Genomic DNA, 24,411 nt, shown 5'->3' with positions numbered 1-24,411 from the left:
CTTAATTGAACTAGAACAGGTGATCGCTGCCAAAGCAAACACCTTTTGTAGTATCAGCTATACTGAAAAAAAATCCGTAGTTTTGGGAACAATCCAATTTGAAAACAAACTCGTAAGCCATGAATAAGATTCTTCTTTTCATCCTGGCAGCAACAGCCACTACAAATGCTTTTTCGCAAGACCCAGCAGTCACCCCAATGATTTCGAGCGACAACAATATGGTTATTTCGCAGGTTGCCTTCAGCAGCGATGGTAAGTACATGCTGGTAAACTCCAAGGCATACGTTAGCCTAATTGAATCGTCCTCCAGCCTCACCGATGCCTCCATCGACGCAGATGGCAAGTTGCTTTGCGCCATAGCCCTTTCGCCTGATGGTAAGGTTGCAGCAACAGGCGACACAGACGGGAAAATAACCCTTTACGATATCTGGGCGCAAAAATCCACCGTAAAGTATAGAGGGCACAAAAGCGTTATAGTAGCCATAGCCTTTACCCCTGACGGAAGCAAGGTGGTTTCGGCTGCAACCGACCGCTCGGTTCAGATATGGAGCGCCACCAGCGGAAAAAAGATTACCTCAATCGATAACTTCAAATCACCAATTTCCTTTATTGCCATTAGCCCCGATGGGAAAACGCTCGCTACGGTAGAATCGGTATCCACCGGAGAGGTAAAACTATGGGATTTGAACACAGGATCAGCCATTCGTACACTCACCTATAGCAAATCAAAAATTTCAGCCATCGCATTTTCATCCGATGGTAACAGAATCGCCACTGGAAACACTCTATACTCGGTGGAGATAAAGTCAACCGACGGCAGCGGTTCAATGCTTCAGTTTAAAGGACACCACGCCCCCATCCTCTCCATTGCATTCAGCCCCGATGGCAGCACCATCGCCTCCAGCGACATTAGTTCCGGCGTTATTCTCTGGGATTCAATAAGCGGCAGGGTGAAAAATGTTCTAAAAAGTCCGCAGGGTGACTGCTATTCCCTTCAATTCACCCCTGATAATAATTGGCTGCTCATGCCGGGCTACAACAACCGCATTGCCCGCTGGAACATAGCCATGACGGTAACCGATTGGCTAAACACTTTTCTCAGCGATAGAAAATCAGAAATAGAGCTCTGGGCCATGCGTAGCGAAAACGAAAATGACGCCGAATATGCCAAACGGGTTAACGAAACCACCCGTACTGCTAAAAATCAAAAGTTTATTGATCAAGGCAAGGAGTGGCTCATGGGCTACTACCGCGATGTAATTAACTGGAGAAGTTTTGAACTTGGCGCCTACAATTCCGGAAACGGAACTTTAGCAATTGGAAATAACCTGTTTGGGAACTTTGAGATTACAATTCCACAAAACAAAGTTGATGGCTTTGCAAAAACGCTTCCTTCCTACCAGATAATTCCCGAGCTGGAGGTCGACAATAATGAGGTAGTTCCCGAAAGCCTCACCATAAAATCGAAAACAGAAACCTATACAGCCACAAGAGAAAAGCAATAATTAAAGATGAAAAAGTATACCACACGCATTCTACTGGCCGCCATTTTCCTCTCCGTTTCATGCTTAGCAACGGCTCAAAGCGACAGCACCTCGGTGCCTTACGGGAACAATCCAGCGGCAGGACATTATGTGAAGGTTAAAGGGGCAACCCTCTACTATGAGGAGTATGGCCAAGGAACACCAATGCTCATGATTCATGGAGGTCTTAGCTCCCCAGCCGATTTCTCGAAGAACATCCCGGTGCTGGAAAAACATTTTAGGGTGATTGCCGTCGATAGCAGAGGCTATGCCAAATCTTCCAACGACCTCGATTCGCTCAGCTACGAGCTTCTTACCGACGACATGGTTCAGCTGCTCGATAAGCTGCATATTGACAGCACTTACGTGGTGGGCTTTAGCGATGGTGGCGTAGTGGGACTTTACATAACCGCCAAGTATCCATCACGAGTTATTAAGGCATTTGTTTCAGGAGCAAACTACCTTGTGGAGGGGCTTGTCGACAACAACTTTGAGCGAAACGAAATGACTCCAGAAAAGGTGAAGGTGGATTCCATGTGGATACCTATGCGAAAAGAGTATGCCAAGCTCAACCCAAATCCTGATAAATTCGACACCCAAATTCAGCTCATCCGGAACATGTGGCTGCGTAATCCATACATTCCAAAGGATTTACTTGTTACCATACACAAACCGGTATTTCTTCTTTATGGAGATAGAGACGCAATAAAACTTGAGCATGGCGTCGAAATTTACCACCTCCTACCACAGGAAACCACCCAGCTGTGCATACTGCCCAACACCTACCACTCAACCTTTATTGAAAATCCGGAGATGGTAAACATGCTATTGATGTACTACTTTAAGGAGAAATAAAATTCAGGAGAGGTCTGATATTCGAACCTCTCCTACTTTATATTGTCGAGTATTTTTTATTCGTGCTTCTTCCTAAAGCGATAAACGAGGTATCCTACAAACAGAACACCAAGCACCAGCAAACCATAGCTGATTTCGGAATAGTAACGGTCGAGCAGTGCCTTTTGGGAGTATAAGGAGTAGCCCAAAATGGTAAGTACCGCATTCCACACCGCTGAGCCTATCACCGTGAATAGAATAAAATCTTTTAGGCTCATGCGTGCAAGACCAGCCGGAATGGAAATCAGCTGGCGAACAGCTGGAACCAATCTACCAATTAGGGTGCTGGTTTTTCCGTGTCGTACGAAGTAGGCTTCGGCCTTTTCAACACCTTGGCGGCTGAGTAGAAGCAATCGTCCAAGGCGAGATTCCGCAAACTGGTAAACAATCTTTCTTCCGAGGAAAAGTGCAAAGTAGTAGTTGAAAAGAGCACCAATCAGCGAGCCCAACGTGCTGAATAGAAAAACGAGGTAAACGTTCAAATCTCCCTGAGCCGCCTTCCAAGCAGCTGGTGGTATAACAACCTCGGAAGGAAAAGGAATAAATGAACTCTCAATGGCCATGAGCAGCATTATGGTTGGATAGCTGATATGAGCCATGTACCAAGTAATTATGGTGCTAAACAGTGTCGAAATCATTGGGTGCAATTTTTATGGTTCCAAAGGTAAGAAAAGCGAAGAATTATTTACCTCCAGTGCATTAATTCCAAAATTTTACGGCATTAACCTAAAACAGAATTCCATTAGGTGTGTTAGTTGAATCAAATACCAACAAGACAACATGACAACGAAAGAGCAGAAACTTTATAGGCAAGCATTTATTCTGGCACTAATCACCATTGGCTATAATATTATTGAAGGACTTGCCTCCACCTGGCTAGGGTTTGAGGATAAAACGCTCAGTCTCTTTGGCTTTGGCCTCGACAGCTTTATTGAAGTGGTTTCCGGAATAGGTGTGGCCCACATGGTGCTGCGTATACGCAATAACCCCGATTCAAATCGAGACAAGTTCGAAACCACCGCCCTGCGAATTACGGGCTGGTCGTTCTACCTCTTAGCCGCTGGATTGCTTCTGTCCTCGGCTTACTCACTTTACATCGGTAAAAAACCAGAAACCACCTTTTGGGGTGTTATAATATCGTCCATCTCCATCATCTCCATGGGCGCTCTAATTGCAGCAAAGATGCGTGTAGGCAAAGCTCTTAACTCCGAGCCCATAATTGCCGATGCAGGATGTACCAGGGTTTGCCTCTACATGTCGCTGGTACTGCTCGCTGCCAGCGTGCTCTACGAGCTCACCGGTTTTGGCTACTTCGATGTAATTGGTGCACTTGGATTAACATGGTTCTCCTTTAACGAGGGGAAGGAGTGCTTTGAGAAGGTAAAAAACCTCACTGCCTGCGGCTGTGGAAATTGTCACTAATAAAAGAATAAATATTATGAACCAATGGGATGCCCGATACTCCACCGAGGAGTATGTGTACGGCACTGAACCTAATCACTTCTTTTCTGAATGTTTACGTTCGCTCAAACAAGGAAAACTGCTCTTACCAGGTGAAGGTGAAGGTCGAAATGCTGCGTGGGCAGCACAACTAAAATGGCAGGTAGACGCATTTGACCAAAGCACTACGGGTCAAGAAAAAGCGTTTCGTTTAGCAAAAGACAGAGGCGTAAAATTCAACTACCAAATCATGAGTGTGGAGGATTTTGGGGCAAAGCCCAACACCTACGATGCGGCTGCCATTATATTTCTGCACCTACCTCAACCACTCCGTTCCAAATTTCACCGTGCCGTGGCTGAAAGCATAAAGCCGGGAGGTCACATTATTATTGATGCATTCTCGCAGAAGCAAATTGACTTTAACTCCGGTGGGCCAAGAGATATAGAACAACTTTACTCCAAAGATTCAATTCTTGGTGACTTCCCTGACTTTGATTTCGAAATATGCCGTGAAGAAGAGACTATTCTCCGAGAAGGAAATTTCCACACAGGAAAGGCCAGTGTTCTGCGCTTCTTCGGGGCGAAAGTTTAGAAAAATTATATTCTTTCATGAATGGATTGAAAGGCAGCCAAGCGGTTAAGTGATAACGACAGGCCAACGGACAGATTCCATATATCGCGAAACTGCATTACGTTGGAGTTCTTGGTATAGGTAAGTAGGTAGGTGTCTAAGGTTCCCACCTCAAAGAAAAAACCTGCTTTGCTGATGTATTTTGAATTTTTCAGATCAAAATCCATTTTACCGCCAATGAAGGGAGCAAAATGAATAGCATTAGACGGATAGTAGTCCTTGGGGTAATGGTCGGGGAAAAAAGTGTAGGTATTATGAGTCCTTGCGTAATGAAAATTTACACCAGCATAGTTTGAGGTGGTTACACCTTTGAATGGGTGCCGCTTGTCGGTCTCTACTAAACCTTTTATGGCAATTGTCTTCACCTCAATACCGCTTACCTGCTTGGGCAAATAGCCGTAGAATAACTGTAAACCATAACGTTCACTCTTACTGCTATACCCGAAACCAACGGAAGCAAGTCCCATATTTCCGGCATACTGTAAAACCACAACCTTGGGAATAAATCGCATTTTCCTTTGATTGACTGTTTCTGCAGGAATAACTTCGGGAAAGGAAACCAAGGGGAACAGAAGAAGAAATGTGCAAAAGATCAAAAAAGTAACCATACCAATTAAAAGTTTATCTCTTCTGTTTTTATTGTGTCCTTCTCAACTGTAACAATGGTATAGTAGCGCTTGCAAACACTTCCTACAACAAGATAGCGAAAGCCATCGGCCTGCTTATACTCATAATCATGATTGTGTCCAAAGAAGCCAATGTCTATTCTATCTTTGAGCACAGCACGAAAAGTTGAGTCATTTGCACCTTTGAGCTGGTCGTTTCCAGGAGGGATGTGCGCAAATAGGATTCGGTGTGTATAGGCTCCCCCATCGTTAAGTGTTTCCGAAAGCCAATTAAAATTGGGAGTAGCATTATTGTTTTCCCACACCACGTCATCGAAAAACACAAGCTGCGTATGCCAATATGAAAAGGAAAAGTTGGTGGGACCATACATCTTGTCATAAATCAACTTCCCATTCGACAGGCAGTCATGGTTACCAATCACAGTGACAAACGGAACCTTCAACTTTGAAATAATTTGGTGCTCCCAATCAAACTCCTTAAACAACCCCGCATCGGTAACATCACCACACACAACGGTAAATAGCACACTAGAATTTCTATTGATGCTGCTAACAGCATCAGCAAGATCGGAGTAATAGGAATGTGGATCGGAAATGACAGCAAAAACAAATGGAACGGAATCATTTTCGGCCAACGTTATTGCCCCAATGGCGTCGGGATTAACGTTAGTGACCCTAACCCTAACTTCATATGGGCTGTACTCCACCAAACCGTCACATCCTGAGAGAAACAGTGCTCCAGATAAAATTGCCAACACAAACAAAACCCGAGTATACCAGCACATTTCCTAAATTCTTAATTAAAGGGAAGTGGGAACACCGCTCGCGCCTACTGTGCAGAAGCCCTAATAATGCACTTTGCGCTAACCCAACCTTAACATGAAGAGCGATGATTCCCACTAAACAGAATTTCCCTTTAAAACCTTTAAACCTAAACTAATTCAATATTATCAACCTAAAAAGAGCCAAAGAAAAAAGTGGGAACACCGTTCGCGCTAACCCGTGCAGAAGCCCTAATAATGCACAGTAACGCTAACCCAACAAAGACAATAAAGAACGGTGTCCCACACTTTTTTTTAATACTAAACATGCCCGCTAACCAATCACACATTGTTGATATCAAAATTCAACGCTGCAAATAAAACTACATCCACTCTGACTTAAAACGTAAACCCGACTGAATGGAAAAAAAGCCGGATGAATGACCAGTTTGCAAGGTTGAACACTACCACTCAATAAATCGCCACAATTAATTATTCCTTTTCAGATATATGTATACCTCTATATTTCAGCATAAAACAAAAACACAAAATCAACACACATATTCAACCATGTGGTTAATCCACATGGCAAATATAAATACGAAAATCGGAACCCAGCAAATATTAACCATATTTTTTAACATTTATGTCAACATTGCTTACGAGCCCAATAAAACCGATGAGAGAGGACATCATCCTTTGCATTTAAAAATTTCTTCGCACCTTTAGTGGCTAAAAAAAGAGGATGGAAAGAAGAATTTGTGTTTTTTGCGCATCAAGCAACAAGGTTGACAAAAGCCATTTCGACGCCACCGAAACTCTTGCCAACGAACTTGTAAAACATGGTATTACCACCATTTTCGGAGGTGGTTCGGCAGGGCTAATGGGGCATTTAGCAAATACCATTCTTGCCAGAGGTGGTAAGATAATAGGAATACTCCCCCGCTTCATGGAAAAGGTTGAGTGGGGTCACAAAGGCCTCACGGAACTCATTCTTGTAGAAGACATGCACGAGCGAAAGAAGCTGCTCATTAAGGATGTTGATGCCGTGGTTGCGCTGCCGGGAGGATGCGGAACGCTTGAAGAACTTACGGAGGTAATAACCCTAAAGCGGCTCGGAAAATTCACTAAACCGGTTGTGATTCTAAACCTCAACGGCTTTTACGACCCACTTGTTGATTTGCTCCACCGTATGATTAACGAAAAGTTTATGCGCCCCGAACATGCATCTATTTGGCAGGTAGTAGCTACTCCAGAGGAGATCCTTCCTGCCATTGAAAATGCGCCCGAATGGAATGCCGACAAGATTAATATTGCTGCAGTGTAGTGGCTTAAGCAGTTGTGTTTCGGTAGGTGTAAAGAATACTGTCGAAGAGCCTATCTTCTGTTATAGGCTTGGCTTCAAGAATGGGAGCATGGACGCCATAATGAAAGAGCTTACGGCCAATAAACACACGCGCTTCGTCCCACAAGTTTTTGCCCAAGAATGCCTCTAGCACCTGTGTTCCACCCTCAATAATAACGCTTTGGATGGACCGCTGATGAAGAACCTCCAAGACCTGAGACTCAATATCGCGCGAAAAATCAAGGGTAACTAGCTCCAAGTTAGGACGCTCACTAAAGGGGGGCTTCCTGGTGGCGGAACCAAAGTTATTTCCAATCATTACAAGCGTTTGTTGCTCTCCGTCGAAAACATGGGAAGAGGGTGATAATCGTAGCGTACGATCAATAACAACTCGTACGGGATTATTCCCCGACCAGTCGCGCACATTAAGCCTTGGATTATCCAGCTCAACCGTTTTGGTCCCGACTAAAATAGATTGTTCCTCCGACCGCCAGCGATGCACTACCGCTCTAGCCAGCTCGTTGGTTATCCAAATTGGTTTCAACTCATCGCCGGGCTTTCGCTCTATATCCACATATCCATCAAGCGACTGCGCCCACTTTAATATAACGTATGGGCGTTTTTTCTGATGAAAAGTAAAAAATCGTCTATTTAGGTCTTTTGCTCGCACCTCTAGCACACCCTCTACAACCTCTACTCCCGCGTCCCGCAAACGAGCAATGCCACGGCCAGCAACTTCAACAAAGGGATCACGGCTCGCCACCACAACTCTTGGAATTCCAGAGGTAATTATTAAGTCGGCGCAAGGAGGAGTTTTTCCAAAATGGCTGCATGGCTCCAAATTCACATAAATGGTTGATTCCCGAAGAAGGCTTTTGTCCATCACCGAATTTATAGCATTTACCTCCGCATGGGCTTTTCCGTATTCAGCATGAAATCCTTCACCGATAATTTTTCCTTTATGCACAACCACTGAGCCAACCAACGGATTCGGCGCTACATTACCAAGCCCATTAAGAGCCAGCTGAAAGCAGCGCTCCATAAAATGCTCATGTGAATTTACTTCACCATCCATTTATTTTGCTTTTTTCCCTCGTATGATTAACTTGTGACTTTAGCCCACCAGTTATGGTTGCAAAGTTAAGTAACGCCGATTACCTTTGCACCAAACTGAGCGCTAATTTATAAAATTGCAACCGCATTTAGTTTACCATGTCCGAAAATAAAATAGACAGCTACCACAACGCATATCGATTCTTAGAGGAGGCAGTAGCCCCAATCTATGGAAAACAGGAGGCCTCATCTATTTCAAAACTCTTTCTCGAACACACGCTCAACATAAGTAGCTATGAAATATTTCTATACCCCGATCACCATGTTAGCCAGCTGGATCAATCAAGAATTGTTGCGGGTACAGAAAAGCTAATTCAAGGAATGCCGATACAGCATGTTATCGGCAAGACCGAATTTGTAGGATTACCATTTGTTGTTACCCCCGACGTATTAATTCCTCGACCCGAAACCGAAGAGCTACTATGGTGGATTGATTCCGACCTGCAGGGAAAAGAGGTTTGTATCCTCGACATCGGTACGGGTAGTGGTTGTTTGGCGATTACCATGTCGAAAATGCTATCAAAGGCAACGGTTTTTGCCACCGATATCTCATTGAATGCACTCTTGGTGGCTGAGCAAAATGCTAAGCAAAACCAAGCAACCGTTCATTTCCTTCATGACAACATCCTCAACCCGGGCATTGAGCTACGAAAGCTAAATTGTGAGGTTATCGTAAGCAATCCACCCTACATAACCGAAAAGGAGAAGGAACAAATGCACAGCAACGTGCTGGATTACGAACCCCATCTGGCTCTATTTGTGCCCAACGAAGACCCTCTCAAGTTCTACAGAGCCATTTGTAATTATGCATTGCTATCCACCCAGCCCAAAACAACCGTTTACCTTGAAATAAACGAGTCGTTTGGTACCGAAACAGCGGAACTCTTTCAGAAAAAAGGGTTCACCACCGAAATTCGAAAGGATATCAACGGCAAGGAGCGGATGATAAAAGCAGTTAAGGAGCAATAGCGTGGCCTATCCAAAGAGAGAAAGAGCAGCAATGAAGCCGGATATGGCGCTTCAACGGTTGATGGCCATTTGCAGCCGCAAGGAGACCAGCGAGTGGGAGGTTTTGAAAAAACTCTCCAGGTGGAAAGTCGACCCCGAAAAGCACCAGACCATACTTAAAGATCTTACGAAACAGGGTTTTGTGAACAACCAACGGTTTGCCATAGCATTTGCGCGCGACAAAGCCCGCTTCAACAAGTGGGGCCCGAGAAAAATTGAGCAGGCACTTTCGATACAAAAGATTGACCCAACTGTAATCAAAGAGGTATTGCAGAAAGTTGAAGAGGTGCAGGGCGCAGAGGTGCTCCTTGACCTGCTGAAACGAAAGGCCTCATCGGTAAAGTGGGAGAACAAAAACGATCTTAAAGTGAAACTAATCCGGTTTGGCGTATCGCGTGGCTTCGATTACAGCAGCGTGATAGCCGCTGCTTCATCAATTGTAAAAACTGCTGATAACAACTTCGATGAACCCTAACAACCTCTTCATACAACCATATTATTCACCAAAATATTTACCCAATGAAGCAATTGGCTGTAATCGCAATTACCACACTTGCACTTATGTCGTGTAGTACAAAAAAAGATAAACCGTTGGCAGATGTAAGGCCCGTTGTAGACACCGTTGGCTTTGCCCATCTGGATTGGCAAACCGATTCGGTGATTGTACGCAACGAAGAAACTTACGCTTCCGAGCTCCTAAAGGTTGGAATGGACAGCACTACCGCATGGCGGCTAGCCATCTGTCCGCACGATGACTACACCTACGTTGGGTGGCTCTATCCTGCCCTATTAAAAAACATTAAGGCAAAAACCGTAATCATCTTTGGTGTAGCCCACAAGGCAAAACATTTCAACCTAGCCGACAAGTTGGTATTCGACAGCTACCCTGCTTGGCATGGCCCCTACGGAAATATTAACCCTTCGCCACTGAGGGAGGAGATTATGAAAGCCTTGCCCAACAACACCTACCTCGTTCACGACAGCCTTCAAACTGTAGAACACTCTGTGGAGTCCATGCTTCCCTTTTTGCAGCACTACAACCCCAATGTTGAAATAGTGTCGATACTTGTTCCATACATGTCATTCTCGAGGATGCAAGAAATTGCCCAGCCACTGGCTGAGGCAATAAACCAATCGATGAAGAAGCACAATCTCAAATGGGGCAAGGACGTAGCATTACTAATTACCACCGATGCCGTGCATTACGGCGACGAAGATTGGGGTGGCAAAAATTACGCACCTTACGGCACCGACAGCCTAGGGTACCAAAAGGCCGTGGCGCATGAGCATGTAATAATTGATAGTTCACTTACCGGAACCCTCACCACAGAAAGGGCACAAAGATTCTTCGACTACACTGTTGACCCCACCGACTACCACGAATACCGATGGACCTGGTGCGGCCGCTACAGCGTTCCCATGGGATTGTTAACAGCCCTGCAACTACAACAGCTTACCGGAGAAGCAAAGTTGAACGGAGAGCTAATTGGCTACGCCAACAGCATCGACCATAAGCCACTACCCGTGAAGGATCTCCGCATGGGATCCACTGCCATAGCAAACCTTCACCACTGGGTTGGATACGCTGCCATAGGTTACCGATAACAAATGCAGCTAGGTTTATAGGCTTGTGAATATTAATAGAGGTGTCTGTTTTAACGACAGAAGCAAAATGGCAGCAATATTTTAAACAACGAAACTGAAATTGCAACACCAACAACCATGCAAACAACTACCTTTGAATCCGAAAAAACTAACTTACCGGCATCAAAATATTTATCTATGAAAACAACTTCCAGATTGATGTACCAGCGAGTAATGACTATTTTCAGCTCGCTCATGACCTTCTTTTACCTAGGCATTGGATTCTATTTTCTCGTTTCCGACACCTTTGGTTATATTGACAAACCAATAAGGGTAATATTTGGAGTATCCTTTATGGTTTATGGATTATATCGGGCATACGTATCTTTTATTAAAATCCGCGATTCCTTCTTCTCAGAATCAGACGAGGAAGAGTAAGCAGATCAATCTTAAGGAATTTCTCACTAAATTCTGACCATTTCCCAATATTATCATTTTGGGAAAATGGTGAAAACATAAAAGAGAAAATAATTATTTTGATGTAGTGGTGAAATAACATAATGATGGTGGACGTATAACGTATATGATTTTTTTTTAATATTGCTGCACTTATTCCATGACTTTCAACCTCATAACTCGACACAATGAACTTGCTTGTTAAAACAATAGTAAAGGCCGGAATAGCATCAGCATTGCTGCTGATGATAAACGCATGTCATTCGGGGTCAAACAAGACTTACGATGAAACACCCACCCGTGGAAATATTAAAATAACGGCAGATGAATCGTATCAGCCTATAATTGATGCTGAAATAGCAACATTTACAAGCCTATATCCCTATGCTAAAATAACCCCTTCTTACAAACCGGAAGTGGACGTTATTAACGACTTCATGAACGACTCGGTGCAGGTAATTGTGGCGAACAAGAAACTTACCGATCTTCAAATTCAATACCTAAGGGATACCCAAATTGTTGTAAGAACTACCACATTTGCAGATGATGCCGTTGCATTGATTATCAACAAAGCCAACAGTGATACGCTTATGGAATACAAGAGCATTCAGGATATTTTTCTCGGTAAAATTAAGCAGTGGAGCCAGATTAACCCAAAATCGAGGCTTGGGAAAATTGGCGTGGTATTCGACAACACCAAATCGAGTAATGTAAGGTATTTCAAAGAAAAGTTCAACATTACCGACAGCTTGCCTGACAACTTTTACGCCATGCAAACCAACGAGCAGGTGATTAATTTTATCGCTCGAAATAAGAGTGCCATGGGAATTATAAGCGTTAACTGGATAAGTAACCAGCATGACTCCATTGCACGAAGTTTTATCGACCGTGTTAACGTGGTTGCCGTTTCTCAGCCATACGACAACGACTCTTTCTACCGGCCCTACCAGGGCTCCATTTATGACAAATCATACCCATTTATCAGAGAGGTTTACCTCATTTCAAGGGAAACGTTTGTGGGTTTGGGTTCAGGATTTATTTCATGGGTTGCGGGTGATCAGGGACAAAGAATTATCCTTAAATCGGGGTTAGTCCCTGCAACAATGCCCATTCGTCTAATACAAGTTAAGCACTAATTCTCGACATTAATTGAAAATGTTATGCGTAGCATTCGGATTAATTTAGCATCTGTATTTACAGGCTTGTTGAGCATCGTAGCATGCAGCACAAGCTTCGGACAAGATCTTCAAACTGCCATTGGCCTAACAAAAAGTGAGCAGTATGAAGAAGCGGAAAAGATTTTCAACCAGCTGGTTCAAAAAGAACCAACCAACAGTAACTACTACTTTTACTATGGTGAAAATATTCTTCGTGGTTACTTCTCCGATACCATTTCCAACTCGCTCAAGGTATCGATGGGGCTGGCAAAGGATCAGTTTGAGAAGGGTATTAAGGCCGACAGCCTAAACCCCTTAAACTATATTGGTTTAGCCAAGGTGGCATTCTACCTCGACGACGATCAAACCGCAGCCAACTATAGAGCTAGGGCACACAAGCACCTGCCTCCCTACAAAAAGGTTAGCAAAATTGCCGATCCCAAAAGCTATGCCTTCGCGTTGGCAAAGCTGGCCGAGTCTTACATCAAGAACGATGCTGTTGACACCACTTTAGCCCTACCGCTGATAAGGGAAGCCAAGGCTATTGATCCAAAAGATCCCGACATCTTCATCATTGCAGGTGACATCTACATTGATGCAAAAGATGCCTCTACCTCCATAAAGAATTACAATATGGCCAACTATCTGGAGCCCAATTCGCCAACTGCCAACATGAAAATTGGCACCATTTACATGAAGAGTAGGGCATTCCAAGCCGCCATTCCTTACTACGAGCAGGCAATCGCACAAGACGCCAACTATGCTCCAGCTTATCGTGAGCTAGGTGAGCTCTACTCCTTAGCTGGTATGTTCGACAAATCCGAAACTTACTACAAAAAATACTTGGAAATCACTAACGGCAATCTTCCAGCAAAAGTTAGCTATGTGAACTCTCTTTACTATGCCAAAAAATACGATAAGGTAATTTCCAATGTGGAAGAAATTTTCAAGGTTGATCAATCAAGAACATACCTAAACCGTATTGCAGCATACTCTTGTTTTGATAAAACTCCGCAAGACTTACCATTAGCGCTTAAGTATATGAACACCCTCTTCAAGGAGATGCCAGAGGAAAGGCTTATTCAGAAGGACTACATATACTATGCTAAAATCCTAATAGCCCAAAACAAGAATTACCCCAAACTACTGCAGGATTCAACCCAGTTAAGCCAATCGCTGGCAGCTGTGAATGCAAAGTATGATGCCGCAACGGGTTCAAGCAAGGATAAGGTAAAACCGCAGATTGATACGCTAACCTCAAAGCTCAGCAATGTTACCTCCCAGCTGAAAACTGCCAACGATCAACTCACCAAGGCATTCGATTCCTATAACAAAGCCCTTGCTTTCACACCCAATAATAGGGGATTGGAAGTAGAAATTGCCATGGCGAACTACAACTTAGGTCGCTATAACCAAGCCGCAGCTGGGTTTGAGGGAATGCTTAATGCAAACGCAAGTGATGCCTCGCAGTATCTGCAGATTGGCAAGCTTTACTATTTAGGCAAAAATTTCATAAAAGCAGAAAGCGTCTTTAACGAAGTTACCACAAAATTCCCGGATGAACTTTCCGGCTACGTTTGGCTAGCAAATACATGCTCTTCAATGGATCCCGATTCCAAGTCAGGGTTGGCCTTACCAAAATTCCAAATGGTAATTGAAAAAGGAAGGGTAGATAGCGTGAAAAATGCCGCTGAGATTTTCAACGCATACCGCTACATGGGATATTACTACTTGCTCAACAAGGATTACGAAAAATCGAAGGCCTACTACACCATGATGCTCAACCTTGCTCCAAATAACAAGGACTACCAGGTCAACGGTTACAACAACCTTGCTACCTTGTATTATCAGCAGGGAAACTACGACAAAGCGTTGGAGTGCTGCAACAGTGCGTTATCTCTTGATCCTTCAAACGAAAATGCGAAAGCACTCATTCAGGCTGTTAAGTATGCAATTAGTAGGAAACAAGCCCTTAATCCCAATTTGCTTACTGGGGTAGTTAAAAGCGCCTCGGGTCAGCCGATACCAAGCGCATCGGTTCGCGTAAAGGACACTGCTGCAGAAACGCTTACAGGCCTGAAGGGCGAATTCTCCTTTGAAATTCCGGAGGGATCAACCACACTAATTGTTTCGGCAAAAGGGTTTACTAGCAAAGAGGTGACCATTACAAAAGCTCGAACGTACAACATTACGCTCCAATAAGTTGTCATAAAACACATTACAAAAGCAAGGTTGTCCAAAAGGCAACCTTGCTTTTTTTGCAGCCTAATTTGGTGCAGCAGAAAAAATAAGTTCTGCAGCAACCAAAAAAAACGATGTTTTCTTGAACTATTTCGTAACCGACGGTCCTCAACAATTTCGTTGAATCATCGATTGCAAAAAAGGGCTACTTGCTTTTATCTCTGCCTAAAACACACATATTTTTATTCTTAATTAATAGCATCTCTTAGGGAAAATCAGAGCAGAGCAATTAGCAGTGTATCAACAACAAAAAATATTTTGCCTACCTTGCAAAAGATATTCTCTCAACATATATATTTGTGCCGTAGTTAACCTTAGTCAAAACTAATATTACGACTATGAATAAACAAGGAAGTGCATTAAAAGATGCATTGCAATCAATTTTCGTTTCTGGAGCAATTATTATTGCTCTTTTGGTTTCCCTCTACCTCTATTTTCAAGTTATGGGAAGCCCTACAAATTTTGAAGGTGGAAACCCCAAGGGACAGCCGCTACCTGGAGACTATCTAGGAATTATTTACAAGGGGGGGTACATTGTGCCACTGTTAATGACCATCGTTCTTACACTAGTTATTTTTACATTTGAGCGATTTATCACCCTTGGAAGAGCAAAAGGAAAAGGAAGGCTTACCACCTTTGTTCGGAAACTTCAGGGAATGCTGAATGAGAACAAGATCGAGGATGCTTTAGTGGCATGCGATGAGCAAAAAGGCTCGTTAGCCAATGTGGTTCACGCAGGATTAATCCGTTACAGAGACCTTCAGTCGGATACTGCATTAGAAAAAGATCAAAAAATTCTATCAATTCAAAAATCACTAGAAGAGGCAACAGCTCTTGAAATTCCAATGCTCTCTAAGAACATGGTTATTTTCTCAACTCTAGCCTCCATCTCCGTGCTTATCGGTCTTATTGGAACAGTATTGGGTATGATCCGTGCATTTGCCGCTCTTGCTTCATCCGGTGCACCAGACGCATTGGCTTTGGCAACTGGTATTTCCGAGGCTCTTATCAACACTGCATTTGGTATCACAGGCTCCACCATCGCAATTATTATGTATAACTACTTCTCAACAAAAATTGATGGCTATACATTCCGTATCGATGAGGTTGGCTTTAGCTTGACTCAGACATTTGCAGCATCGCTCAAGAAATAATCAGAAGATTTATCTTTTGGCTTAAACTCTAAAAATTAAAGCATGCCAAAGATCAAATTACCAACAAAATCACCTCACGTCGACATGACTCCAATGGTGGACTTGTTTTCGCTGTTGTTAACCTTTTTTATGTTAACAGCAACAATTCGTCCCCAAGAACCAGCTCCTGTCGACATCCCCCTCTCAATATCAGAGAAAACAGCTCCGGATAAGGATTATATGACCGTAGTGCTCTCGAAAGATGACCGAGTTTTTTTCACCGTTGACAACGGTGATACTTCACAGCACTTTAGAGCAAAGTTATTGATGGCGATGGGTAAACATTATAATGTTCCCTTCACCCAAGAGGAGGTGGAAAATTTTGAAAAAAACCCCGGCTCGTTCGGTGTTTCCATGTCCAACATGAAGAAATACCTCGACGCTGATAATCCTAAAGAAAGGCAGGCTCTGCAAACAGGAATGCCCATTGACTCAACTGACGACCAGTTGGCCATGTGGATTCTTTATACAAGGCAGATCAACCCCGATGTTCAGACCTGTATTAAGGGTGATGGTGATGCCACCTTCCCCTTGGTAAAAAAGGTACTGGATATTCTTCAGGACAAGAATGTTAACAGATTTAATCTGATTACGAATCTTGAAAAGGTGGAAGTAAAAGAAAACGCCCAGTAATATGGCTGAAATTGTTCAAGAGGAAAAACAAGAGGGTGGCAAGAAAAAACCCAAAAAGCACTCAGTAAACATCGACATGACCCCGATGGTGGACTTGATGTGCTTGCTGATTACTTTTTTCATGCTCACCACCGCTTTCAGCAAATCCAAAGTAATGGAGATTGTATTGCCGGAAAAGTTGACAAAAAACGTCGACCCACCTAAGATTGCAGAAAGCAGAACCCTAAACATCATATTGGGACCGCACGATAAAGTTTATTGGTACCCAGGAAAAGCTGATCCTAGAAAGTTACCATTGCCCATTCTCCAAGAAACGGACTATAGCGACAAGGGTATTCGTCAAATCCTTCTCGAAAGAAATCAAGCTCTTTTTAGAAAGATAGACCAGTTTAAGAGTGATGTTCTAACAGGAAAGATTGAGATCCCACGAGACTCCGTTCAGTCTGCCATTAGAAAGCTGAAAAAGGAGGACGACACTGGCCCCATTGTGCTCATAAAAGCATCCAAGGAGGCGCGATATGCTAACGTTGTGGATATCATTGACGAAATGTCGATATGTGGTATTGCACGCTACGCGTTGGTAGATATTAACTACGTTGAGGTAGGAATGCTTAAATCAGCAACGCAAGGACAAACTGCTGCTACACCAGTTCCCACAAAGTAAAGCCCATAAACTAACCATCATGGAAAATGAGATAAAATTTGTTCCGTCCATGGACGATTTGGTCTTTGAGAATCGGAATAAGGAGTATGGGGCTTACGTAATTCGCAAAAAGTACAATAGAACAATGCTTTGGGCGATAATGGTGGGAATAATCATTCTTAGTATAGCCGTTATTACTCCTTACATTCTGGCCACCGTTAACCATAATAGAAAGATTAAGGTGGAAAAGGTGGTTCAGGCTACCATGGATAAGCTGGACCAACCTATTGATGTTCCACCACCACCTCCTCCACCTCCTCCAGCCCAAGCGCAAGCTCAGGTGAAGTTTGTGGCGCCAGTTGTGGTAGATTCTATAAAGGTTAAAGGCCCCACCTTAGCTACAGGTGATGAAGCTAAAAATCTTATTAAGGACCAAGACGTTAACAAACCCGTCGCACCTCCTGTAGAAATTGACCAACCAAAGGAGGAACAGGTATTCTACGTTGTAGAAGAGGCACCTACCTTCCAGGGAGGCGATATTAGCGGCTTCAGAAACTTCATTCAAAAAAGTTTGGTTTACCCCGAAGTCGCACAGGAAAACGGTATCCAAGGAAAAGTTTATATTTCGTTTATCGTTGAGCCAACTGGCAAGGTATCGAATGTAAAAGTTTTACGTGGAGTTGACCCATCACTTGATAAGGAAGCTGTTAGGGCAATTGAAAATTCACCTAAATGGTCTCCAGGGAAGCAACGTGGAAAGGCGGTACGTGTATCGTTCACCATTCCTATCGTATTCCAATTACAGTAAGATCCCATTCTTATATTAAAAGACCGTCAGAGACTGCTCGACGGTCTTTTTTTTCGTACTTTAAATCAATAAACTGCCATTGACCATTTTAAACAATTTTACATCAAACGATTCGCGGCTCAACATGGGTGGCCTCGATAAATCATAAAAGAATGGTACCAAACCACCTTGCCCCCTACTCTGCTTTTCACTACCTTTGCTATCTAAACTATTTGGAATGATTACCACAGAACAGATTAAGGAACTTATAAGGCGCCAGGATGCGCTGAGGAGGCATCTTTGACATCGCTAGCAAACGTATTCAGCTGGATGAAGAGGAGCAAAAAACCCATGCTCCCAACTTTTGGGACGACCCCAAGAAGGCAGAGGAGCAGCTAAAAAAGAATGCTACCCTGAAGGCATGGATTACAGCCTTCGATGCCATTACCGCCTCGCTCGATGACCTGCAGGTGATTGCCACCTTCCAAAAGGAGGGCGAAGCCACTGAGGAGGATCTCGAGGTTCAGTATGCCTACGCCCTCACCAAAGTTGAGGAGTTGGAGATGAAAAACATGCTGGGTGCCGAGGAGGATAAGCTGGGTGCCATTATGAAGATAAACTCCGGTGCCGGTGGAACTGAGAGCCTAGATTGGACCTCCATCCTTTTTCGTATGTATACTCGCTGGGGCGAACGGAATAACTACACCATAAAAATCATAGACCTGCAACCGGGTGAGGAGGCGGGTATTAAAAGCGCAACCATCGAATTTGTGGGCGACTTCGCCTACGGATACCTCAAGAGCGAAAACGGCGTTCATAGGCTGGTTCGCATCTCCCCCTTCGACGCAGCAGCTCGACGGCACACCACCTTTGCCTCCGTGTTTGTTTCACCCGCGGTGGACAACACCATTGAAATAAATGTGAATGCAGGTGATCTGAAGTGGGACACCTACCGCTCAAGTGGCGCTGGTGGACAGAATGTGAACAAGGTAGAAACGGGCGTTCGGCTACACCACATACCAACTGGGATTGTGATTGAAAATACCGAAACTCGCTCGCAACTGCAAAATAAGGAGAACGCCTTGCGTATTCTGAAGTCACACCTCTACGAGCTGGAGCTGCGCAAGCGCATGGAGAAGCAGGCGGAGATAGAGGGGCAAAAGAAGAAGATTGAGTGGGGTTCCCAAATTCGCAGCTACGTGCTTCACCCCTACAAAATGGTAAAAGACCTCCGCACAGGCTATGAAACATCGAACGTGCAGGAGGTGCTCGACGGCGACCTCAACGATTTCATCAAGTCCTTCCTTATGCAAATGGGTGGAGAGATAAACAAAAAAGAATAAGAAATGGCCGTAAAGATTTACCATAATTCGCGATGCAAGAAAAGCCGAGCTGGGCTCGACTACCTTGTTCAAAAAGGCATTGAAGTTGAAATTAGGGACTACCTCAAGCAGCCGCTCACCCGCGAAGAGCTATCGCGGCTGCTCATGAAGCTTCACCTAAAGCCTGAGCAAATTGTAAGAACGCAGGAAGACTACTACCGGAAGGAGCTAAAGGGGAAAAAGTTCAACGACGACGAGTGGATTACCATTCTGCTCGAAAACCCCAAACTCATCCAGCGGCCCATTGTGGAGTGCAAGTACAAGGCGGTGATTGCCGATCCACCGGAGGAGGTGGAACGGCTTAAGGAGGTATGCGACCACTAGTGGGCAACATTAAAGAGAACTTCGACAACACAAATAGTAACCACTAAAAAATTAAGCACCATGAGCTATCGAATTGAGAAGGATACCATGGGCGAGGTTAATGTCCCCGCCGACAAATATTGGGGCGCGCAAACGGAGCGTTCGAGGAACAACTTCAAGATAGGTCCCGAGGCCAGCATGCCACGGGAAATTATCACTGCCTTTGCCTACCTGAAAAAGGCAGCAGCACAGGCCAACACCGACCTAGGTGTTCTCCCAAAGGAGAAGTGCGACCTCATTGGCCGCGTGTGCGACGAAATTCTGGAAGGCAAGCTCTACGACCAATTTCCACTTGTAATTTGGCAAACGGGCTCGGGCACGCAAAGCAACATGAACGTGAATGAGGTAATTGCCAACCGTGCCCATGTGCTCACCGGTGGCAGCCTCACCGACGAGAAGAAGGTTTTACACCCCAACGACGACGTAAACAAGTCGCAGTCGAGCAACGACACCTTCCCCACCGCTATGCACATTGCTGCCTACAAAATGGCTATGGAGGTTACCATTCCGGGTATGCTCACGCTGCGCGAAACAATGGCCCAGAAGTCGAAGGAGTTTATGGGCATTGTAAAAACTGGTCGAACCCACTTTATGGACGCCACCCCGCTTACGTTGGGACAGGAGTTCTCGGGCTACGTGCAGCAGATTGACAACTCCATTCGTGCCATTAAAAACGCCGTTGAGATGGTGCGCGAGCTGGCACTGGGTGGAACCGCCGTTGGAACAGGGCTCAACACTCCAAAAGGCTACGACGTGCTGGTGGCAAAGAAGATTGCCAACCTCACTGGACATCCCTTTGTTACTGCACCCAACAAGTTTGAAGCACTGGCCTCCCACGATGCCATGGTGGAGCTGAGCGGTGCGCTTAAGCGCGCTGCCGTTTCGCTGTTCAAGATGGCCAACGACATCCGCATGCTGAGCTCCGGCCCGCGCTGCGGCATTGGTGAAATTATTATTCCCGACAACGAGCCGGGCTCCTCCATTATGCCAGGTAAGGTGAACCCCACCCAGCCCGAAGCGCTCACCATGGTATGTGCCCAAGTGATAGGTAACGACATGGCCGTAACCATGGGTGGCACCATGGGCCAGTTCGAGCTCAACGTGTTCAAGCCCCTGATTGCCGCCAACGTGCTTCAGTCGGCTCGGCTACTGGGCGATGCCTGCATGTCGTTTAACGAGAAGTGCGCCGTGGGTTTACTTCCCAACATCCCCACCATTCAGAAGCACCTGGAAAACTCCCTGATGCTGGTAACCGCCCTCAACACCCATATTGGATACGAGAAGGCTGCCAAGATTGCCAAGAAGGCGCACAAGGAGAACAAGACGCTGAAGGAGGCTGCTGCCGAGCTGGGCTTTGTTGCACCCGAAGATTTCGACAAGTGGGTAGACCCCTCCAAGATGGTTGGGTCGCTCTAGCAATACCCTCTCAAAACAAAGAAGCCGGTGTAGTGCCGGCTTTTTTTAACTTCTAATACCGACCGTAGTTACACAGAGTAGCACGGGGGATTCACTGTGTTACACTGAGAAATTAAGGCTGTAGAAAAGAGCGTTACAGCTTCTTACTTTGATCAGCTCATTGTTTTCTATTTTCCTGTGCTTGACCCCCTCCAACCTCACCCTAAAAGTGGGAGGTGCTCGCTAGTCAAACATTATTCTAAAGGCTATGTTTTTCTTCGGTTTTCCGATTTCCGCCCTCGCTAGCGGAGACCTCTGACCCATGGCTAAAGCCATGGGCTATAAACATTTCACCCCGCTGAAACTCACGAAAACCCGTAACCTTGTCACTTTTTTGTCACTTGACAGGTAATTAGCTGTATAGATCGTAAGTTTTTTCTTGCCAAAAGATTGCTAGAGCACATCTTCGGTCTTCCGACTCCCGTCTTCTGACTCTTTTTTGTCACTCGTCAGCTTTTCGTTCCCTCTCACCTTTTCCCCTAATGGGAACCTTGAGTCTCTCAGCTAGCAGCCTCATGTTCTCGAGCTTAAAGGCCTTTTTGGAATCACTCAGTATCCAGTATACCACCGCGCTAATCACGGCAGCAAAGAAGCACCACACCGAAATAAGGTATTGGGTAAAAAAGAGCACGGTAACCAAGCACGAGAAGAACATTAGGCCACCCAGCAGATGCGTTCGCTTAATGCTGGAGGCAAAGAGCGGGGTGATGGTTGCAATGAGGTAGGCAATAAAGGCAGGTAAGGCAAACATCTTTGGAAAATCGGTATGGTAGTATATGTGATGGCCCTCAATGGTTGGGGCGACATTAAAGGTTAAGAGGCATACGGCATAGTAGAGCGAAACTACCATTCCTAGCCCAAGCAGAACCCAGAGCGTTCGGCGGCGGCGAGCATCCTCCTCCATGAAGAGGACAGAGAGCGCAATGAGCGAGGGCCAGATTACCTCGGCCATTACCAGAAAAACATAGGAAAAAACCATCTGAACGGCTGCATACCCAGTAAGTGGAATGACCAACCATACGATGCCCTCCGCAATTTGCTGCACACCAAAAAACAGGGGAATAGCGGCAAAGATAATCTGCGATGGCTTGTGGATTTTTTGAATCGTAGCAGCCCCAACGGCCGAAAGAATAATACCTCCTGCAAAACTTGCCTCAGCCGAAAAACACATGATGACATCCTCTCTATACGTTGCTGCAAAGAACCGATAACAAAAACTTCGTTTTGGTAAGATACATCTAAATAACCAGCAATTTGGATTTATTAATATTTCCCAACAGAGATTACTTTGCAAAAGCAACTATTGGATAGTGAAAAAAGATTACCTTTCTTGAGTAAATACTATGCTGCTCAAACAGATAAACTAACCAGCAGCAAATTGAAAAACCCATACGCAGTAAGACATATGAAAACAACAGCACTATTCTTAAGCCTTGCCATTGCTGCAAGCTCACTATTCGGACAGAAGGTGTCCACAAGCTACGCGGACTTGGTAAAAAAAGCATCCGAACTTTACAATGCTAAAGACTACGAAAAATCGGCACTCACCTACTCCGATGCCTTTAAGACGAACGGATGGAAAGGAACACTGAACGACCGCTACAACGCCGCCTGCTCGTGGGCTTTAGCAAACAATCCCGACAGTGCATTCGCCCACTTAAATTGTATTGCAACCTCAATGAATTACGTTGACTATGGGCATATAAAGGGAGACCCCGACTTTAAATCGCTTTACACCGATAAAAGATGGCAGTCCATACTGGAGGCCGTTAAAGCAAACAAGGACAAAGCCTACGCTAGCATTGACTTTGTTACCATAAATGGATTCAAAGTGGAGGTGCTAATAGCAGGAATGGAAAACAATAGCGCAGATAAACCGGTAGTTGTATTTGAAAATGGATTGGCAGGCAGTTTTAACAGCTGGGATAGCGTGGCTAAGGCGATTGCTAAAACGAATGTAGTGTTTCGGTACAACCGCCCCAGACTAGGTGAATCTGAAAACGACAGCCTGTCCCCAACAACCGAGCACATCAACAGCAATCTAAGAGAAATGCTTCTACAAAAAGGATTGAAGCCACCCTACCTGCTGGTTTCACACTCTTTTGGCGGTGCATACATAAGAAGCTTTGCCTCCCGCTATCCCGAGGAGGTGGCAGGTCTTGTTTTTGTTGACCCAGTTGATTTTACCCAGAAAAAGGGATACGGCGATCTGCCATACCTTGAAATAGGCCTTACTCAGCATCAGATTGACTCAATTTTTGGCAAAACCTACAGCAATTTTGTTGCGAAGCTCTATGAAGATATGCCCAACTTTTATGTTGAGGAGCTGAAGGTTTTGAGAGCACTATATGCTACGGAGTTTGAAGAGTGTGTGCGCAATCCGTTGCCAGATGTCCCGGTACACTTTATCAAAGCGGGAGGGTATCCTTCATCGACGAATGAAAAGCCAACAATTTACGATAGAGTCAAGATGTTTAGAATCGACAACAACCTCAAGATGAAGCGTTGGCTCGAGCTCATAAATCCGTTGAAATACGGGAAGTTTTTCTACAGTGCACAATCGGGACACTTCGTTCAGCTAGACGATCCTGAATTGGTGATTTCAAGCATAAAGCTGGCGTTACTAGACTGCGCTAAAATTCAAAAGGAAAAAACAACAACTCCCTAAAAGTTGACCATTGGAGATGCAGGCCATTGCTTAAGGGCAATCACCTGCATTAATCGATCTGCTAGGCTTACCAGGGGGTGGGCCGAAACACCCCCACTTCACCTTTACTGTAAAGGTAGAAAGGAGAATGTCCGCTGACGAATTTGCCAAGGCAGGCAATTTATGGTCAGCTGTAACCCTGTAGCCAATTACTAAATAAGGCTGTAGGTTATAGACAGTAGGTCGCATTGGTACTCAAGACAAGCTACGATGCTTGTTCGGTGGCCTCCCTTTTCTGCCGAGTTGCCTTCGATGTCTGCCGGAAGCCTCCCTTCTTTGCCGAACCTCCTTCGATGTCTGTCCTGAGGCCTCCCTTCTCTGCCGAATCTCCTTCGATCTCTGCCGGAAGCCTCCCTTTTCTGCCAAACCTCCTTCGATGCTTGTCCGGTGGCCTCCCTTCTTTGTCAGACTTCCTTCGATGATTGCCCGAAGCCTCCCCTCTTTGCCGAACTTCCTTCGATGTCTGCCG

General features: G+C 44.8%; 25 protein-coding genes. 19 read left to right on the top strand and 6 right to left on the bottom strand.

What is annotated here, in order from left to right:
- Positions 1 to 119: 119 nt before the first annotated feature.
- Positions 120 to 1,505 carry a WD40 repeat domain-containing protein gene (locus tag VMW01_04715; protein ID HUW05543.1) on the top strand — a complete coding sequence of 462 codons (1,386 nt, stop codon included), beginning with the start codon at positions 120 to 122 and terminating at the stop codon, positions 1,503 to 1,505.
- Between the two features lie 6 nt (positions 1,506 to 1,511).
- A complete protein-coding gene (locus VMW01_04710) occupies positions 1,512 to 2,378 on the top strand; it encodes an alpha/beta hydrolase (GenBank protein HUW05542.1) in 867 nt (288 codons plus the stop codon).
- A gap of 56 nt (positions 2,379 to 2,434) precedes the next feature.
- On the opposite strand, the gene VMW01_04705 is transcribed toward VMW01_04710, so the two are convergent.
- Positions 2,435 to 3,055, bottom strand: coding sequence for a DedA family protein (locus tag VMW01_04705; GenBank protein HUW05541.1), 621 nt, complete (start codon positions 3,053 to 3,055; stop codon positions 2,435 to 2,437).
- Positions 3,056 to 3,197: 142 nt separating this feature from the next.
- Here VMW01_04705 and VMW01_04700 point away from each other — a divergent pair, with 142 nt between their 5' ends.
- On the top strand, positions 3,198 to 3,839 hold the full coding sequence (locus VMW01_04700) for a cation transporter (protein HUW05540.1): 642 nt from the start codon (positions 3,198 to 3,200) through the stop codon (positions 3,837 to 3,839).
- A 16-nt stretch (positions 3,840 to 3,855) separates the two neighbouring features.
- Positions 3,856 to 4,449: a methyltransferase domain-containing protein gene (locus VMW01_04695; protein HUW05539.1), complete on the top strand. Its 594-nt coding sequence runs from the start codon at positions 3,856 to 3,858 to the stop codon at positions 4,447 to 4,449.
- Between the two features lie 5 nt (positions 4,450 to 4,454).
- Here the strand turns inward: VMW01_04695 and VMW01_04690 are convergent, their stop codons facing one another.
- Both VMW01_04690 and VMW01_04685 read right to left on the bottom strand, forming a co-directional pair.
- Positions 4,455 to 5,096: a hypothetical protein gene (locus VMW01_04690; protein HUW05538.1), complete on the bottom strand. Its 642-nt coding sequence runs from the start codon at positions 5,094 to 5,096 to the stop codon at positions 4,455 to 4,457.
- A gap of 5 nt (positions 5,097 to 5,101) precedes the next feature.
- Positions 5,102 to 5,872 (bottom strand): metallophosphoesterase, encoded by a 771-nt coding sequence (locus tag VMW01_04685; protein ID HUW05537.1) that lies wholly within the window; start codon positions 5,870 to 5,872, stop codon positions 5,102 to 5,104.
- 748 nt (positions 5,873 to 6,620) lie between these two features.
- Here VMW01_04685 and VMW01_04680 point away from each other — a divergent pair.
- The gene (locus VMW01_04680; GenBank protein ID HUW05536.1) at positions 6,621 to 7,202 is read left to right on the top strand and encodes a TIGR00730 family Rossman fold protein; all 582 of its coding nucleotides are present in this window, start codon (positions 6,621 to 6,623) and stop codon (positions 7,200 to 7,202) included.
- 4 nt (positions 7,203 to 7,206) lie between these two features.
- Here the strand turns inward: VMW01_04680 and ribD are convergent, their stop codons facing one another.
- Complete coding sequence (gene ribD / locus VMW01_04675) at positions 7,207 to 8,295, bottom strand: bifunctional diaminohydroxyphosphoribosylaminopyrimidine deaminase/5-amino-6-(5-phosphoribosylamino)uracil reductase RibD (GenBank protein HUW05535.1); 1,089 nt, start codon at positions 8,293 to 8,295, stop codon at positions 7,207 to 7,209.
- Positions 8,296 to 8,432: 137 nt separating this feature from the next.
- Here ribD and prmC point away from each other — a divergent pair, with 137 nt between their 5' ends.
- From prmC to fumC, 13 genes are all read left to right on the top strand, one after another.
- Complete coding sequence (prmC, locus tag VMW01_04670; GenBank protein ID HUW05534.1) at positions 8,433 to 9,302, top strand: peptide chain release factor N(5)-glutamine methyltransferase; 870 nt, start codon at positions 8,433 to 8,435, stop codon at positions 9,300 to 9,302.
- 1 nt (position 9,303) lies between these two features.
- A complete protein-coding gene (locus VMW01_04665) occupies positions 9,304 to 9,816 on the top strand; it encodes a regulatory protein RecX (protein HUW05533.1) in 513 nt (170 codons plus the stop codon).
- A gap of 44 nt (positions 9,817 to 9,860) precedes the next feature.
- A complete protein-coding gene (gene amrB, locus VMW01_04660; protein HUW05532.1) occupies positions 9,861 to 10,946 on the top strand; it encodes an AmmeMemoRadiSam system protein B in 1,086 nt (361 codons plus the stop codon).
- A 177-nt stretch (positions 10,947 to 11,123) separates the two neighbouring features.
- Positions 11,124 to 11,363 carry a hypothetical protein gene (locus VMW01_04655; protein ID HUW05531.1) on the top strand — a complete coding sequence of 80 codons (240 nt, stop codon included), beginning with the start codon at positions 11,124 to 11,126 and terminating at the stop codon, positions 11,361 to 11,363.
- 206 nt (positions 11,364 to 11,569) lie between these two features.
- On the top strand, positions 11,570 to 12,517 hold the full coding sequence (locus VMW01_04650) for a substrate-binding domain-containing protein (GenBank protein HUW05530.1): 948 nt from the start codon (positions 11,570 to 11,572) through the stop codon (positions 12,515 to 12,517).
- Between the two features lie 24 nt (positions 12,518 to 12,541).
- A complete protein-coding gene (locus VMW01_04645) occupies positions 12,542 to 14,740 on the top strand; it encodes a tetratricopeptide repeat protein (protein HUW05529.1) in 2,199 nt (732 codons plus the stop codon).
- Positions 14,741 to 15,117: 377 nt separating this feature from the next.
- On the top strand, positions 15,118 to 15,933 hold the full coding sequence (locus tag VMW01_04640) for a MotA/TolQ/ExbB proton channel family protein (GenBank protein ID HUW05528.1): 816 nt from the start codon (positions 15,118 to 15,120) through the stop codon (positions 15,931 to 15,933).
- 42 nt (positions 15,934 to 15,975) lie between these two features.
- The gene (locus VMW01_04635; GenBank protein HUW05527.1) at positions 15,976 to 16,605 is read left to right on the top strand and encodes a biopolymer transporter ExbD; all 630 of its coding nucleotides are present in this window, start codon (positions 15,976 to 15,978) and stop codon (positions 16,603 to 16,605) included.
- Between the two features lies 1 nt (position 16,606).
- Positions 16,607 to 17,269 carry a biopolymer transporter ExbD gene (locus tag VMW01_04630; protein HUW05526.1) on the top strand — a complete coding sequence of 221 codons (663 nt, stop codon included), beginning with the start codon at positions 16,607 to 16,609 and terminating at the stop codon, positions 17,267 to 17,269.
- 19 nt (positions 17,270 to 17,288) lie between these two features.
- Complete coding sequence (locus VMW01_04625) at positions 17,289 to 18,056, top strand: energy transducer TonB (GenBank protein HUW05525.1); 768 nt, start codon at positions 17,289 to 17,291, stop codon at positions 18,054 to 18,056.
- Positions 18,057 to 18,331: 275 nt separating this feature from the next.
- Positions 18,332 to 19,378 (top strand): peptide chain release factor 2, encoded by a 1,047-nt coding sequence (gene prfB, locus VMW01_04620; GenBank protein ID HUW05524.1) that lies wholly within the window; start codon positions 18,332 to 18,334, stop codon positions 19,376 to 19,378.
- A 3-nt stretch (positions 19,379 to 19,381) separates the two neighbouring features.
- Positions 19,382 to 19,741, top strand: a complete 360-nt coding sequence (locus tag VMW01_04615) for an arsenate reductase family protein (GenBank protein HUW05523.1) — start codon at positions 19,382 to 19,384, stop codon at positions 19,739 to 19,741.
- A 60-nt stretch (positions 19,742 to 19,801) separates the two neighbouring features.
- A complete protein-coding gene (gene fumC, locus VMW01_04610; protein HUW05522.1) occupies positions 19,802 to 21,196 on the top strand; it encodes a class II fumarate hydratase in 1,395 nt (464 codons plus the stop codon).
- A gap of 481 nt (positions 21,197 to 21,677) precedes the next feature.
- Here the strand turns inward: fumC and VMW01_04605 are convergent, their stop codons facing one another.
- On the bottom strand, positions 21,678 to 22,406 hold the full coding sequence (locus VMW01_04605) for a DUF6629 family protein (GenBank protein ID HUW05521.1): 729 nt from the start codon (positions 22,404 to 22,406) through the stop codon (positions 21,678 to 21,680).
- Between the two features lie 234 nt (positions 22,407 to 22,640).
- On the opposite strand from VMW01_04605, the gene VMW01_04600 reads away from it, so the two are divergent.
- Positions 22,641 to 23,903 carry an alpha/beta hydrolase gene (locus tag VMW01_04600; protein ID HUW05520.1) on the top strand — a complete coding sequence of 421 codons (1,263 nt, stop codon included), beginning with the start codon at positions 22,641 to 22,643 and terminating at the stop codon, positions 23,901 to 23,903.
- 244 nt (positions 23,904 to 24,147) lie between these two features.
- Here the strand turns inward: VMW01_04600 and VMW01_04595 are convergent.
- The coding region (locus tag VMW01_04595) for a hypothetical protein (protein HUW05519.1) at positions 24,148 to 24,411 on the bottom strand (264 nt) is incomplete at its 5' end.

The sequence above is a fragment of the Williamwhitmania sp. genome (assembly GCA_035529935.1).
Taxonomy (GTDB): Bacteria; Bacteroidota; Bacteroidia; order Bacteroidales; family Williamwhitmaniaceae; genus Williamwhitmania.
The sequence above is the reverse complement of the archived record's forward strand: the minus strand, read 5'-3'. Positions and strand labels throughout refer to the sequence as shown.